Here is a 15,282-nt window from a genome sequence, read left to right on the forward strand (position 1 = left end):
CCGGGTCTCGCTGCCGCAGCGTTCTCCGGGAACCTCTCTGGCGCGAGCCGTGACGGAGACCTTGTCAAACGGCGACCGGCTGCTGGTCGGCCGCGACATCAGCGATCTCGACGGCTTCATGGCGCAGATCAGGGCCGCGGGCATCGCCGTTGTCGTGCTGATCATCGCGCTGGCCGCGGCTGCCAGCATCGGGGTCACGCGGCGGACGGTCGGTCGGATCGAGTCGATCAATACGACCAGCCGCGCCATCATGCTCTCCGGCCTCGACCAGCGCATCCCGCTCCATGGCAGCCATGACGAATGGGATCGCGTCGCCGAGAACCTCAATTTGATGCTGGACCGCATCCAGACCCTGATGGGAGACGTCAAGCAGGTCAGCGAGAATATCGCGCACGATTTGCGCACGCCGCTGACCCGGATGCGCGGCCGGCTGGAAAAGGCCTACCATGCGCCACGCAACGGGGAGGGCGACGCGGCGCTGATCGGCGACACCATCGCCGATCTCGATGCAGTGCTCGGGATGTTCGCGTCGATCACGCGGATCTCCGAGATCGAGACGCGGGCCCGCAAGGGCGCGTTTCGGACCGTCAATCTCGCCGAGATCGCGGGCGAGGTGGTCGAGCTCTACGATGCCGCGGCCGAAGAGGTCACCACCCATCTCGCGCTTGCCGGCGATCGGGCGGTGCTGGCCACCGGCGACCGCGACCTGCTGTTCGACGCCATCGCCAACCTCGTCGACAACGCCATCAAGCACGGCCGCCCGGGTGGACGGGTGACGGTGACCTGCGACAATGACGAGGGCGGAGCGGTGATCTCGGTCGCCGATGACGGCCCCGGCATTCCCGCCGACCAGCACGATCGTGTTTTCAAGCGCTTCTACCGGCTCGAACAAAGCCGCTACACCCCGGGCAACGGCCTCGGCCTCAGCCTCGTTGCGGCGGTCGCGAGCCTGCACGGCGCCAGGATCGAGCTGCGCGACAACGCGCCGGGATTGCTGTTCAGGCTCGTCTTTCCCGCCGCGGAAACATAGAAACGTAGGTGATGACAATGGAGGAACTCCTCGCTAGGTGCGCGCCGCCGCAATCGCCGCGCTGTAAGCGACTCTCGCCACGCAAATGGGCGTCGCGAGACTGCGGAAGCATGAGTCACAGGCCGTGCAACATACTCGCCGTCGTCCCGGCGTAGGCCGGGACCCAGAACCCCAAATGCGGCTTGTTGCGCGACGCTGGAACGACGAGTGCCGTTCACAGTATCCGCCGCAGTGTATGGGTCCCGGCCTTCGCCGGGACGACGCAGTGGGAAGAGCCGTGGACATTGGACTACCCGCATGCGCGGATGATGATGACGTCGATAGCTTGGCTGCTTGACAAGTGAATCAACGGTCTCTCCCCGTCATTGCGAGGAGCGAAGCGACGAAGCAATCCATCGCTCAGCGTAGGCGGAGCGATGGATTGCTTCGCTTCGCTCGCAATGACGCAGATGGCCTGGCGAAGCGCGTATCAAAACCTCGCCGCCATCTCCGCGAGCCTGCGGTGTGCCGCCTCCCGCGCCGCGCGGATCGGCTCCGTGGGCCCGGTGGTCGGGCCGATCGGCACGAAGCGTACATCGTTGATGCCGATGAAGCGGAGCGCTTCGCGCAAGTACGGCGTCGCCATGTCGATGCGGCCGCGGTTCATGCCGGTGACGAAGTCGCTGCCGCTCGCCAGGATCACGACCGTCGGGCGGTCCTTGAGCAGCGGCAGATAGCCCTGTGCCGGGTCGAAGCGAAAGGTCAGTCCGGGCTGGATGATGACATCGAGCCACTGCTTGAGCTTGTAGGGAATGGAAAAATTCCACATCGGTGTCGAGATCAGCACGCGATCCGCCAGCGACAGCCGCAGCGCGAGACGCTCGGCGGCCGCAAAGGCGTCGCGCTGCGCATTGCTGAAAGCCTTGCCATCGATGCGGGCATATTTGGCCTCCAGCACATCGCCTTGGAACTCGGGCAGGGCATCGCGCCAGAGATCCATCGCATCGATCTCCCAGTCCGGGCGTGCCTGGCGGAAGCGTTCCACAAAGACGCGTGCACCGGCAGCCGATTCCGAATCGGCACGGGGAGAGCAGGCGAGATGCAGCAGTTTCGGCACCGCGCCTCCCTCAGCCGAGCGCCTTGATGACGGTGTCGGCGTTGGTGACGACGGAGACGTTCTGGAGCGCGAAGTTGACCGCGGCATTGTGCCAGTCGGCATTCATGGTCGAGCAGCAATCCTCCGGCACGATCATGAAATAGCCCTTGTCGGCGCCGGTGCGCGCGGTGTGCTCGACCGACATGTTGGTCCAGGCGCCGGTGTTGATGATCATGTCGCGGCCGGTGGCCTTCAGGATGGTCTCGAGCCGCGTGCCTTCCCAGGCGCTCATCCGCATCTTCTCGACCACGAAGTCGCCCGGGCGCGGCTCGAGCCCCGAGACCGGCGCGGCGCCCCAGCTGCCGCGCACCATCGCCTTGCTGTCGACCAGCCCCTCGAACAGCGGTGCGTTCAAGGTCACGCCGGGTGCGCCCGGCTCGACCACGAACCAGACATGGATGATGGCGACGCCGCGCGCACGCGCCGCCTCGGCCACGCGGCGGACATTCTCGACGACGTGCTGCTGGCGGGCATGGGCAGGCGCACCGGATTCGGCGAACGCGCCGCCGTCCATGATGACGTCGTTCTGCATGTCCTGGATGATCATCGCGCAGCGCGCTGGATCGAGCTGCATCTCGCCGGTAGTCAGGTTCGGCGCCGCGGGGGACGCTGCCGCGCCGGCGCCGCCGCGCGTGCCGCTCATATAGGGCTCGTGGCGCGGCCCGACCTTGGTCGAGATCGCGTAGACCGAATGGGTCGCGGTCAGATAGAGCGTGCGGAAATCGGCGCCCCCCCAGGCGAGGTTGGCGACGAGCTCGGGCAGGCGAACCTTGCCGAGCAGATTGCCATCAGGCGAATAGACCCAGACGCCGCCGGGCGCGGTGACCCAGACATTGCCGCGCTGGTCGCATTTCATGCCGTCGGGCAGGCCGGGTTCGAGCTCGGAGCGGATGCCGGAGGCGAACACACGTGGATTATTGAGCGAGCCGTCGGCGCCGACGTCGAAGGCGCGGATCAGCGCCTGCACGGTGTCGTTGACATAGAGGACGCGTTCGTCGGGCGAGAAGCACAGCCCGTTCGGCTGCTCGAACAGATAGCGGTCGACCAGCAGCTTCGGCGCGCCGCCGCCCGGCGGCACGCGATAGACGCCCTGGAAGCCGAGCTGGCGCGGCCGCTCGACGCCATAGACCGGCATGCGGCCATACCAGGGATCGGAGAAATAGATCGCACCGGAGGAATGGACGCAGACGTCGTTCGGGCTGTTGAGCTCCTGGTTCTCGTAATGCGAGGCCAGCACCTCGCGCCGGCCGTCGGGCCGCTCGCGGATCAGCGAGGACGTCGCATGCTCGCAGACGATCAGGTTGAGGTCGGCGTCGTAAGTCATGCCGTTGCATTTGTTCGACGGACGCCTGACCTCGACCACGCCGCGCCGCGCGTCCCAGCGCCGGCGCACGTCGCCCGGCATATCGGAGAACAGCAGGAAGTGATCGACGGGGTGCCAGATCGGCCCTTCCGTGAAATCGAAGCCGGTGCCGACCTGGCCGACCGGCGCATACGGGTCGATCAGGTCTTCAAACTCGGTGCGCAGCGTGACATGCGTCATCGCATTCGTCCTCGTTGCTTACGCCGGGAACCAGCTTCGTTGCGGCAGGCTCTGCACGACCGGCCCGGGCACCTGGTCGTGGAGGCGGCCGACCACGGTGCCGCCTTCGATCTTGGCCGGGCGATCATGGACCGGGAGCAGATAGCGCGAGCTGGAGAGCAGCTTCTTGATCGCGGCCTTCTCGGCGCGCTTGCTGGTGCCGTGGTTGCCGGTGGTGCGCGGCTCGGCGTCGTGGATCTCGTTGAAGGGCGTGACGATCTGGTCGTTGAAATCGTAGATCACGTCGCCGCAGATCGTGGCGATGCCGTCGGCGGTGTGGACGTGAATGTTCATCGAGCCTTCGGTGTGGGCGTTGGCGGCGTCGCAATAGACGCCGGGCATCAGCTCGACCGGACCGGTGATCTCGAGGTCGAGGAAACGCAGCGCGCTCTTGGTGTGCAGGCGGTCGATCAGGTGCTTGATGTCGGGCGCGGGATATTGCGGGTGCATCAGGCCGGAGACGGAGTACTCCAGTTCCTTGCGGTTCAGCACGACGGTCGTGTTCATCGGGAACAGGTCGTCCTTGCCGGCATGGTCGATGTGCAGATGGGTGTGGCAGACGAAGCGGACGTCGCCCATCCGCACGCCGTGGCGGGCAAGCTGGTTCTCGATCATGTTCTCGTGGAACTGGAGGCCGCGCATGCCGAGCGTCTCCATGATCTGGTTGGAGCGATAGCCGGTGTCGACCAGCACAGGGTAGGGGCCGCCGAGGATCAGGAAGCCGAGCGTCAGCACGCGGCGGGTGCGGCCGCAATTGTGCCCGAGCACGAGGAAGCTCGATTCCAGCTCGATATCGCCATAGTCCAGGATCTTGATCTCCAACGGCATCTCGCTCCCTCCAATTCCTGTTCGTCGTTGTGTCTCTGCTCGCGGCGCGTCTATGGCTCCAGCCGATAAACCCGCGCCGCCGTCGTGCTGAAGACCGCCTCGCGCTGCTCCGGGCCCAACCGCTCCGCTGCCGTCTTGAAGGCGTCGATCAGATCGCGGTAGCTCGTCCAGAGCTTCTCGATCGGAAAGTTCGAGCCGAACAGGCAGCGCTCCGCACCGAAGATCGCGACCGTGTCGGTCATCACGCCGGCGATATGCGCGGCATCGTTGCGATGGATGAAGGTGCCGAGCCCGGATAGCTTCGACACCACGTTCGGACATTGTGCGAGCTGCGCCATGCCGGCGCGCCAGGCGACGCGGCCCTGCGGCGACAGATCCTCGAGCATCCCGGCATGCTGCAGGATGAAGGTCACGTCGGGGCAGGCTGCGGCGAGGCCGGCCGCATCAGCCATCTGCGGCGCGAACACCTGCAGGTCAAAACTCCAGCCATAGTCGGCGAGGTGGCCGACATTACGCCGGATCACCGGATCGGTGCAGAGATCGGGACGCGCGGCGAAACGATAGAGCGGGTTCTCGTGCCAGTGCAGCTGCATGCGCACCCCACGCATCAGCGGGTAGCGCTTCAGGCGATCCAGTTGCGGCCGGACGTCGCCTGAGGAAAAATCGGCGTAGGCGACAAGGGCGTGCGGCCAGCCGTGCTGGTCGGCGGTCTGCTGCACCCAGGCCGCCTCATCCTCGAACTGGCCGCTCGGCCAGTTGGTCTGGACGTAGACCGAGCGGGTGACGCCGGTGCCCTTGAGGTCGTCGAGATATTCTTGAATCGGATAGTCGCGGCGGATCGGCTCGTAGGGGCCGAAGATGCGCGGCTGCATCGGGCCGGACAGCCAGGCAAGATCGGCCTGACGCCAGATGTGATGATGTCCGTCGACAAGTCCGGTCACGCAGCTCTCCTTGTTGCAAGCGACAGCAGATGTGCGACCACGGCCGCGCTCGATCCGCCGTCCACGAGATCATCGACAAAGCGCTGGATCGCGATCAGCGCCTCGGTTTGCGGCTTGAAGTTGGCTGCGGTCGCCAGCGGCGTCAGCCAGCTCACGCGCCAGGCCCGCCGCGACAGCTTTGCCACGGCATCGCGCAGCGCGGCCGGATCGCCGCGCTCGAGACCGTCGGAGACGATCACGACGGCCGCGCCGCGGGCATATCCGCCGAACCGCGGCACCGCGAGGAAGGCCTGCAGCGCATCGCCGATCCTGGTGCCGCCATCCCAGTCGCTGACCAGGAACGACGCTGCGTTCAGCGCCTGCTCGCGCCGCTTCAGCCGCAGTGCCGAGGTGACCCGGGTCAGCCGCGTGCCGAAGGTGAACACTTCGACATTGCCGGCCGCCTGCATCAGCGCATGCGCGAGCCGCATGTTCTCCTCGGTGCGCGCCTTCATCGAGCCGGAGACGTCGATCAACAACAGGATCTTGCGCGGCCGCTGGAGGCGGCGCATCCGTCCGAGCCGCAGCACCTCGCCGTCATTGCGCACGCTGTCGCGCAAGGTACGGCGCAGGTCGGCGAACGGGCCGCTGCGCGCGCGGCGGCGACGGTGGCCGCGCCGTCGCGGCAGCCGCCGGGCCGCCTCGCGCGACAGTCTTCGCAGCGGATCGCTGGTCGGGACTTGCGCAAAGCGGCGCTCGACCAGCGCCTCGGCCCGCGCCGCGGCGAGCCCGGATTCATTGGCTTCATCGGCGAGCGGCGGCTCGTCCTGGCCGCGACCTTCTTCCTGCAGGCGGACGGTCTCCTCGTCCTCGCCCTCGGCCTGCTCGATCGCCTCGGCGCCGCGGAAATGGATGTCGAACATCCGGTCATAGGTCGCGCGGCGCTCCGGCGGCGGCGCCAGCGTCGCGAGCCCGGCCCGGCGGATGTGTTCCAGGCTCCGAGGTCCGAGCAGCTCGATCGCGGCGAGGAAGCTCATCGTCTGCTCCGGCGCGACCGAGAAGCCGTTGGCGCGCAACAGCGCGACAAACGACACGAAGATCCGCGCGGCGCGCGGCAGCTCGAGGTCGGCGCTCACGCGGCCGCCTCCGCGATGATCGCGTCGAGCCGAGGTGAGATGAAATGCAGGTCCTCCTCGTCCTTCAGCGCGACGCCGATCGAGCGCTTGAACGCATCCGGCCAGCGCGCGCCGCCCTTGTTGAGCAGGGTCGCGGCCTCGGCCCAATCTACCGCCTCGGCGATGCCCGGCGCCTTGCTGAGCGGCTCGCGGCGCAGCCGGCCGACGGCGGCAACCACGGCGCGGGCAGTGGCTTCGGCGACGCTGGACGCCCGCATCATCACGATGCGCGCCTCGCGCTCGGCGTTCGGATAGTCGATCCAGTGATAGACGCAGCGCCGCCGCAGCGCCTCGTGCAAATCACGTGTCCGGTTCGAGGTCAGCACCACGACGGGATGCTCGGCGGCGCGCACGGTGCCGCGCTCCGGGATCGAGATCTGGAAGTCGGACAGGAATTCGAGCAGGAACGCCTCGAACTCCTGGTCGGCGCGGTCGATCTCGTCGATCAGCAGCACAGTCGCGTCAGGCGCGCGCAACGCGGCGAGCATCGGTCGCTCGATCAGGAACGACTCGCCGTAGATGTCGATGCTCTCTTCGCCGGCCTGCCGGATCGCCAGCATCTGGCGCGGATAGTTCCACTCGTAGAGCGCAGCGGCGGCGTCGATGCCTTCATAGCATTGCAACCGGATCAGCCGGCGGCCGAGCACGGCGGCGATCGCCTTCGCGGCCTCGGTCTTGCCGACTCCCGGCGCGCCTTCGAGCAGCAGCGGCTTGCCGAGTGCGAGCGAGAGATAGGAGGCGGTGGCGATGCCGTCGTCGGCGAGGTAATAGGCCGCGCGCAGCGCCTTCTCCAGCGCCTCGGGGCTGTCGATGCCGACGATGTTGCTGCGGACCGGCATGTCAAAACCTCAGCGCCGCGGTTGCGGCCGCGCGCCGCCCTGCGCCTTGATCGCGCGCAACACCTTCTCCGGCGTGATCGGCAGATCGTCGATCCGGACCCCGACGGCGTTGAAGATCGCGTTGGCGACCGCGGGCAGCACCGGGTTGGCGCACATCTCGCCCGGTCCCTTGGCGCCGAACGGGCCGTCGGGCGCCGGGCGTTCCAGCACTGCGATGTCGTGCGGGCAGATGTCGCCGGGCCCCGGCATCAGATATTCGACGAAATCGCGCGGGCCATGCACCGGCTCCGGATAGTAAGGCTCCGGCGTCTCGTAGAGCGCGTGGCTGACGCCCATCCAGGCACCGCCGACCAGCTGCTGCTCGACCAGCCGCGGATTGAGCGCACGGCCGAGCTCATAGGCCGAGTCCATCCTGACCATGTCGACCTCGCCGGTTTCGTCGTCGACCTCGACCTCGGCGACTAGGCAGGCATGCGCGTAGCAGGTCGCCGGCGACATCTCGCCGGTCTCGGGGTCGACGTCGGACAGCGGCACCAGGAAGATGCCGCGGCCGGAGATCGTCTTGCCCTGCTTGAATTGGGCTGCGATCGCGACGTCCTTGGTCGAGATCGAGCGGTGCGGCGCGCCCTTGACGTGGATGTTGCCGCGACCGTCCGTATCGAGATCGGCGGCATTCACCTCGAGCTCCTCGGCGGCCGCCTCCATCATCACGCCGCGCGCCTCCCGTGCCGCTGCCATCACGGCGTTGCCGACGCGATGGGTGCCGCGCGAGGCGAACGAGCCCATGCAGTGCGGACCGGTGTCGGAATCCGCGGTGTCTACATAGACGTCCTCGACCGGCACGCCGAGCGTCTCGGCGCAGATCTGCCGGGTCACCGACTTCATGCCCTGGCCGAGGTCGATCGACGACAATGCGACGGTGAACTTGCCGCTCGGGTTGGAATGCACCAGCGCCTGGCTCGGGTCGCCGCCGAGATTCATGCCGATGGGATAGTTGACCGACGCGATGCCGCGTCCGCGATGCCGGGTCATGGTCAGCGCCTCCTGGTGCCGAAGACGGAAGAGAAGCGGGTGGCGCCATGCGACGGCGCGCTAGGCCGCGGCGGCGGAGGTGACGGTGGCGGAGAAGAAGGCGGCGGTGGCGGCGGCTCGCGGGTCGCGACCGGTGCGCGATCATACGTCGTACGCTGCTGGGATGCTGCCGCCGGCGGCGCATGCATCTCGCGCGGCGTCGGCGTCACTGCAGCGCGGGCGCCGCCGCCATCCTTGCGTGACGACATCCGCTTGAAGTCCTCGCGGATCGGCCACTTCGCCTTCTCCGCAGCGACCTGCACGCATTCGATCAGTGCGGTGTTCTTGGCCTCGCGGCGGTGCGCCTTCATGTCGCCGTCGCGATACGCGTTGAGGATCCGGAACTCGATCGGGTCCATGCCGACCAGATGGGCGAGCTTGTCCATCTGGCATTCGATCGCAAAATCCATCGCCGTGACGCCGAAGCCGCGCATCGCGGTCGCGGGCGTCCGGTTGGTGAAGACGCAATAGACGTCGCCATGCACGTTCGGGATCGTGTAGGGGCCGGGCAGATGGGCGGCGCATTTCACCGCCGCATAGCTCGACAGCCGCGTGTAGGCGCCGCTGTCGAAATAGGCGCGCACCTTGCGGGCGACGACGCGCCCGTCGCGCATCACGCCGTCCTTGATGTAGATGCGCTCGGCGCCGCGCGGCGGGCCGTATTGCATCTCCTCCTCGCGCCCCAACACGTAGCGCACCGGCCGCCCGGTCAGCATCGCGCCGAGGATGCAGAGCGGCTCGGTCAGGGTATCGACCTTGCCGCCGAACCCGCCGCCGACGGTGCCGCCGATGAAGTGGAAGGTGTTGGAGGGCACGTCGAGGATCTTGGCGCAGGTGTCGACCGAGAAGAACAGCGCCTGGGTCGAAGTGTAGACGATGTAGCGGCCGTTGGTGTCGGGCGCTGCGATTGAGCCGTTGGTCTCGGTCGGCGCGTGCTCGATCGGCGACATCTGGTAGCGCTGCTCCAGCACGTGGTCGGCCGTGGCGAGCGCGCGATCGGAATCGCCGAAGCGCAGCTGCTGGTGATCGTAGGTCTCGTGATAGGTGAAGGTGTTCTTCGGATAGACCTCGTTGACCACGGGCGCGCCCGGCTTCAGCGCGTCCTCGACGTCGAAGACCGCCGGCAGCGGCTCATAGTCGATCTTGACCTTGGCGATGGCCTCAAAGGCCTCGCGCGGGCTGTCGGCGACGATGGCAACGATCGGCTCGCCCTTGTAGCGCACCTTGTCGACCGCGAGCGACGGCTCGTCGTCCTTGCCGAAATTGATCAGCGAGAGCAGCGTGTTCAGATTGCGCGGTACGTCGGCGGCGCGGATCACGCGCCGCACGCCCTGCGATCGCTCCGCTTCCGAGGTGTCGATGCGGCGCAGTCTTGCATGAGGATGCACGCTGCGCACCACTTTCAGGTGCAGCATGCCCTGCAGCTTGTGGTCGTCGAAATAGGGCGAGGTGCCGGTGACATGACCGAGCATGTCCTGGCGCTGCGTGCCCTTGCCGATTTCCTTCAAATTGTCGTCGCGCTCGTCGGCGAAGAGGTCCTTGCGCAATTCCAGCATGGCACTGTTTCCTTACGCGCGGGCCCGGCCGCCGGATGCGGCAGCCAGCACGGCGTTGATGATCGGCTCATAGCCGGTGCAGCGGCAGATATTGCCGGAGATTGCCTCGACGACTTCGGCGCGGCTGGGCTGCGGATTGCGGTCGAGCAGCGCCTTTGCGGCCATCAGCATGCCCGGGGTGCAATAGCCGCACTGCGCGGCGAAATTGTCGGCGAAGGCGCGTTGCAGCGGGTGCAGGTTGGGCCCGTCCTTGATGCCGTCGAGCGTCTCGACCGAGCGGCCGGCGACCGTCTCGGCCAGCGTCAGGCAGGAGAGATGCAGCTCGCCGTCGATCAGCACGCTGCAGGTGCCGCAGCCGCCCTGGCCGCAGCCGAATTTCGGCGTCATGTCTCCGATCAATTCGCGCAGCGCGACCAGCAGGTTGGTGCCGCCGTCGACGAAGATCGCGACGTCGCGGCCGTTGTGTTGGAACTGAAGCGCAGTCTTGGCCATCACGATTATTCCTGACCGGACAACAGGCGGCGGAGATGCACGCCGACGATCTCGCGGCGATACCAGCCGCTGGCGAGCGCGTTGTCGCCGGGCGACGTTCCCTCGACCGCTGCCGCTGCGGCCGCACCGATGGTGGAGGCGTCGAGCGCGCGGCCTTCCAGCGCGCGCTCGGCGGCGCGGGCGCGGATCGGCGTCGGCGCCATCGAGCCGAGCGCGACGCGTGCGCCGACAATGCGGCTGCCATTCATCGGAAGGTGCGCAGCCAAGGTGATGACGGCACCGCCCTTGGGCTTCGTCCGCGCGATCTTGCGGTAGCGGAAGGCCTCAGTGCTGCCGGGTTTTGCAAAGGAGATCGCGAGCACCAGCACGCCGGTCTGGCGGTCGCGCGATTGCAGGAACTCGTCGATCGGGATCTCGCGGCCGCCGAGGCCGCCCTGCACCGACACGACGGCGTCGAGCGCGAGCATCGCAACCGTGAAGTCGCCATACGGCACCGGCGCGAACAGATTGCCGCCGACCGTGCCCATGTTGCGCACCGCCGGTCCGCCGATCGAGCGGGCAGGGCCATGCAGGAAGCCGAGATCGCGCTCGGCCAGGATGCGCGCGAAGGTGATGCCGGCGCCGAGCGTGATGCGCGAGCCTGACGCGTCGATCCGCGTCATCGCATGGTCGCTGGCACGGACCACCGTCGAGATCGAGATGTCGCCCTCGTTCAGCGCCCGCATCACCAGCGTGCCGCCGCCGAGATAGCGGGCGCTGCGGTCCGACGACAGCGCCGCCGCGGCGTCATGGCTGCTGGTGAAGGTCTTCACCGTGACTGGCATGATGTGCTTCCCGCTTACGCGGCCTCCTTCAGATGCCGGCGGATGGCCTCGAAACCGGCCTGGTAGATGTCTTCGGAAACCATCTGGGTGATGCCGTCCCTGTCCTCGGTCCGCGTCGTGAAACGCGATTCCCAGTGCCAGAAGGTGCGGTCACCGTCGGTGACCGGCAGCAGGCGGACATGCGCCACGTAGTTGAACATCGGGATCGGCGTATCGAGCAGGCAGTAGCTGAACGACTGCTCGAGATCGGACAGCGCCAGCAGCTGCTCGCGCAGCTCGGCACCGTCCTTCAGCTTGAAGCGCCTGACGCAGCCGATCTTGTCCGAGGGCTGCGCGCGCTCGATGCCGCTGGTCGCGACTGCCGGGTGCCAGCGGTCATGGCCGTTGAAATCGCGCAGCACGGCCCACACCGCATCGGTCGGTGCATTCAGGATCGTGCTTTTGACGATGTGCGGCACGGCCTATCCTCCGAATGCCCGCTTCAGCGCGTCGAAGCCGCCCTGGAACACGCCGCCGCCGATATTGTTGACGAGCTCGGTCTCGCGTTCCGGCGCGCAGTCGAACTCGGCGGTCCATTCCAGGAAGGTCTGGTCGCCGTCGGTGACCGGCGTGAGCCGCAAGGTCGCGACATAGTTCTCGACGCCCATCGGCGATTCCAGGATCGAGTAGGTGCAGAACATGTCGTAGTCGGACAGCCCAAGCAGCTTCTCGCGGATGCGATCGCCGTTGCGCAGCCGGAAATCCCTGACGCAGCCGATCTTGTCGGAGGGCTCGCCGCCCTCGATCCGGCTCTCCGCGATCGCGGGGTGCCAGTTCGGCAGCCCGTTGAAATCGCGCACCCGGGCCCAGACCCGGTCATTGCGGGCGTTGACGACGGTGGAGACGTAAACCCGTGCCATGGCGTCAGCTCAGTCCTTCTTGCGCGGCGTGCGCTCAGGGCGCGCCGCCGGCTCGCCGCCGCCCTCGGGCGCCGCCGGCTTGGCGTCACCGCCGCTCTTGCGCGTGGAGTCCTTGATGCCCTGCATGTCGCGGGCCTCACGGATCAGGCCGGGCATCCTGGCGAGACTGCCGCCCTCGACGCCGATATCGGACAGGATCGAATCGATCAGCGGCGCCTGCACCCGGTAGCGCAGCGCCGAGTCGATCACCTCGTCGGTGGCGCTGCGGCCGTTGCCGCCGCCATTGCCGTTGCCGTTGAGGCCGTCGACCTGAAGGATGCGGATGCCCTCGATCTTCTCCATCGGCTTGACGCTCTCGCGCACGATGCCCTCGATCCGGTCGAGCAGCTTGCGGCGGAACAGCGAGTAGCGCGCCTGATCGGTCAGCACGTTCTCGGCCTCGTTGAGCATGCGCTGTGCCTCGGCCTCGACCGCGGCGCGGACGCGTTCGGCTTCGGCCGCGATCCTGGTCTCCTCGGCCTGCTTTTCGGCCAGCAGCACCTCGACGGTCTTGCGCCGCTTTGCGATCTCGCTCTCGCGGGCGGTGACGACGCGCTCGGCCGCTTCCGTCGCACGGATCCGCGCATCCTCGGCCGCGGCGCGCGCCGCAGACTCTTCCAGCGACTTCTGATGCAGCGCGATGGCCTTCTCCATCAGCGCGGTCTCGACGTCCTTCTCCCTGTTGACCTCGAGCTTGCGGAGCTCGCGCTCGCGGCCGACCCTCGCCTCGTCGAGTCCGCGATCCGAGGCAATGCGGGCGCGCTCCACCTCCTCGCGTGCGGCGATCTCGGCCTCCTGCAGCGACTGGTTGCGGGCGACCTCGAGCTGCTCGATCGCGCGGCGCCGTGCGATCCGGGCTGCCTCCAGCGCCTGCTCGCGCGAGACGTCGGTGGTGTCGATGTCCTTGCGCGCCACGATCTCGGCCTGCCGGACCTGCCGGTCGGCGTCGATCCGTTCCGAGCGCTTGGCGGCGAGCGCGATCACGCGCTCCTCATCAGCAAGCTCGATCGTCTTCTTCTGGTCGATATTGAGCACCTCGCGGGTCCGGGACGAGGCGATCCGCTCGCTTTCCAGCGCCAGCTCGACGTCGATCCGCTGCCGCTCGATGGCGTCGCGCCGGTTCAGCTCGGCCGCCTCGATCGCCTCGGTGCGCGCGATCTCGAGCCCGCGGGTTTCCCGCTCGGCCTGGATGCGCTGCGCGGCGACCGACTTCTCCTGCGAGATGCGTGCCGCCTCGATCGCCTCGCGGGAGGCGATGTCGGCTTGCTCGATCGCACGGGTGCGCGCGATCTCGAGCGAGCGGACATGCTCTTCCTGGGCGATCCGCGACGCCTCGGTGGCTTCGCGGGCGCTGATCCCGGCGATCTCGACCGCCTGGTTGCGCTCGATCTCGAGCTTGCGGGTGGTGTGATCGGCGGCGATGCGCTCGGCAGCCAGCGTCTTCTCGCGGGCGATCCGGGCGGCTTCGACTGCCTTCTGCGCCTCGATCTCGGCCTCCTGGATGGTGCGGACCTGCTGGATCTCCAGCGCCCGGGTGCGCTCGTCGGAGGAGATGCGCTCGACATTGACCGTCATGGTCTGGGCGATGCGCGCCTTCTCGGTGGCCTCGCGGGCCGCGATCTCGGCCTCGTCGACGGCGCGGGTGCGCTCGATCTCGCGGCGGCGGGTCTCTTCCTCATTGGCGATGCGGGCATCGGTGACGACGCGATCCTGCTGGATGCGCGCCTTCTCGATCGCCTCGCGGGCGGCGATCTCGGCTTCCTCGACCGTCCGCATCCGCTCGATCTCGCGTTGGCGCACCTCGCGCTCCGACGCGATCCGCGTGGTGTCGACCGAACGCTGGTTGGCGATCCTGACCCTCTCGATCTCCTCGCGGGCCAGCAGTTCCTTTTCCTCGACCGCGCGGGTGCGTTCGATCTCCTTGTGCCTGGTCTCGCGCTCCGAGGCGATGCGGGCTTCGGTGATCGCCTGCTCGTTGGCGATGCGCGCCTTCTCGATGGCTTCGCGCGCGGTGATCTGGGCCTGCTCGGCCTCGGTCTCGCGCAGCGCGCGCTCGCGGGCGACTTCGGTGCGCTGCAGGGCGCGCCGCATTTCGATGTCGCGTTCCTGTTCGAGGCGGGCGGTCTCGCTCTCGCGCTCGATCTCCAGCGCCTGCCGCTCGGCCTCCAAATTGCGGGAGCGGATCTTGATCATCGAGTCCTGCTCGATGTCGTTGCGCAGCTTGCGCTTGGCCTCGATGTCCTCCATCAGCCGGGTCAGGCCTTCGGCGTCGAACCGGTTCGAGGGGTTGAAATATTCGAGGTCGGTCTGGTCGAGATCGGTGATCGCGACCGACTCCAGTTCGAGGCCGTTCTGCGCCAGCGCCTCGGCGGCATTGGCCTTGACGCGGGCGACATAGTCACCGCGCTGCTCGTGCATCTGTTCCATCGTCATCTCGGACGCGACCGAGCGGATCGCGGAGATGAACTTGCCGGAAAGCAGGGTGTGCAGCTGCTGCGGCTCCATGGTTCGGCGGCCCAGCGTGGCGGCGGCGATCGAGACCGCCTCGCGGGTCGGCTGAACGCGGACGTAGAAATCGGCCTCGATGTCGACGCGCATGCGGTCGCGGGTGATCACGGCGTCCTGGCGGGAGCGCACGATCCCCATCGGCAGCACGTTCATGTTGACCGGCGTGTAATCGTGGATGAACGGCAGCACGAAGGCGCCGCCGTTGATTACCACGCGTTCGCCCATGAAGCCGGTGCGGACGAAGGAGACCTCCTTCGAGGAGCGGTGATACAGCCAGTTCACGACATAGACGATGATGACGATCGCGACGATCGCGACGATGAGCCAGAGGATCAATTCACCGACCAGCATCCCCGACATCTCTTCCTCCCTTGGTCACGGCGG

General features: G+C 67.5%; 13 protein-coding genes and 1 pseudogene. 1 reads left to right on the forward strand and 13 read right to left on the reverse strand.

From position 1 onward, the window contains the following. Window positions 1-94: 94 nt before the first annotated feature. Window positions 95-1,030: pseudogene (locus tag ACVILL_RS22350) on the forward strand (sensor histidine kinase); the annotation flags it as partial. Between the two features lie 469 nt (window positions 1,031-1,499). Here ACVILL_RS22350 and ACVILL_RS22355 read toward each other — a convergent pair. The 13 genes from ACVILL_RS22355 to ACVILL_RS22415 are packed head-to-tail and all read right to left on the reverse strand — an operon-like array spanning window position 1,500 to window position 15,258. Then, window positions 1,500-2,126, reverse strand: a complete 627-nt coding sequence (locus ACVILL_RS22355) for an FMN-dependent NADH-azoreductase (RefSeq protein WP_456731011.1) — start codon at window positions 2,124-2,126, stop codon at window positions 1,500-1,502. Window positions 2,127-2,136: 10 nt separating this feature from the next. Beyond that, a complete protein-coding gene (locus tag ACVILL_RS22360; RefSeq protein ID WP_456731012.1) occupies window positions 2,137-3,708 on the reverse strand; it encodes an isochorismatase family protein in 1,572 nt (523 codons plus the stop codon). 18 nt (window positions 3,709-3,726) lie between these two features. Next, window positions 3,727-4,575, reverse strand: a complete 849-nt coding sequence (locus ACVILL_RS22365; protein WP_456731013.1) for an MBL fold metallo-hydrolase — start codon at window positions 4,573-4,575, stop codon at window positions 3,727-3,729. A 50-nt stretch (window positions 4,576-4,625) separates the two neighbouring features. Beyond that, on the reverse strand, window positions 4,626-5,516 hold the full coding sequence (locus ACVILL_RS22370) for an amidohydrolase family protein (RefSeq protein WP_456731014.1): 891 nt from the start codon (window positions 5,514-5,516) through the stop codon (window positions 4,626-4,628). After that, window positions 5,513-6,631 (reverse strand): vWA domain-containing protein, encoded by a 1,119-nt coding sequence (locus tag ACVILL_RS22375; protein ID WP_456731015.1) that lies wholly within the window; start codon window positions 6,629-6,631, stop codon window positions 5,513-5,515. The genes ACVILL_RS22370 and ACVILL_RS22375 overlap by 4 nt, the downstream gene beginning before the upstream one ends. Then, window positions 6,628-7,509 (reverse strand): AAA family ATPase, encoded by an 882-nt coding sequence (locus tag ACVILL_RS22380; RefSeq protein WP_456731016.1) that lies wholly within the window; start codon window positions 7,507-7,509, stop codon window positions 6,628-6,630. Before ACVILL_RS22380 ends, ACVILL_RS22375 begins: the two co-directional genes overlap by 4 nt. Window positions 7,510-7,518: 9 nt before the next feature. Continuing rightward, window positions 7,519-8,541, reverse strand: a complete 1,023-nt coding sequence (locus ACVILL_RS22385; RefSeq protein WP_279708375.1) for a xanthine dehydrogenase family protein molybdopterin-binding subunit — start codon at window positions 8,539-8,541, stop codon at window positions 7,519-7,521. 2 nt (window positions 8,542-8,543) lie between these two features. After that, window positions 8,544-10,136: a xanthine dehydrogenase family protein molybdopterin-binding subunit gene (locus ACVILL_RS22390; RefSeq protein WP_456731017.1), complete on the reverse strand. Its 1,593-nt coding sequence runs from the start codon at window positions 10,134-10,136 to the stop codon at window positions 8,544-8,546. Window positions 10,137-10,148: 12 nt separating this feature from the next. After that, the gene (locus ACVILL_RS22395; RefSeq protein ID WP_018273433.1) at window positions 10,149-10,628 is read right to left on the reverse strand and encodes a (2Fe-2S)-binding protein; all 480 of its coding nucleotides are present in this window, start codon (window positions 10,626-10,628) and stop codon (window positions 10,149-10,151) included. A gap of 5 nt (window positions 10,629-10,633) precedes the next feature. Beyond that, on the reverse strand, window positions 10,634-11,452 hold the full coding sequence (locus tag ACVILL_RS22400; protein WP_456731018.1) for an FAD binding domain-containing protein: 819 nt from the start codon (window positions 11,450-11,452) through the stop codon (window positions 10,634-10,636). A gap of 14 nt (window positions 11,453-11,466) precedes the next feature. Continuing rightward, on the reverse strand, window positions 11,467-11,910 hold the full coding sequence (locus tag ACVILL_RS22405) for an SRPBCC family protein (protein ID WP_456731019.1): 444 nt from the start codon (window positions 11,908-11,910) through the stop codon (window positions 11,467-11,469). Between the two features lie 3 nt (window positions 11,911-11,913). After that, window positions 11,914-12,351 (reverse strand): SRPBCC family protein, encoded by a 438-nt coding sequence (locus ACVILL_RS22410; RefSeq protein WP_028338488.1) that lies wholly within the window; start codon window positions 12,349-12,351, stop codon window positions 11,914-11,916. A 9-nt stretch (window positions 12,352-12,360) separates the two neighbouring features. Further along, entirely contained in the window at window positions 12,361-15,258 is a 2,898-nt protein-coding gene (locus ACVILL_RS22415; RefSeq protein ID WP_456731020.1) for a flotillin domain-containing protein, read from the reverse strand. Between the last annotated feature and the right edge of the window lie 24 nt (window positions 15,259-15,282).

It is taken from the genome of Bradyrhizobium sp. USDA 3364 (assembly GCF_054056355.1).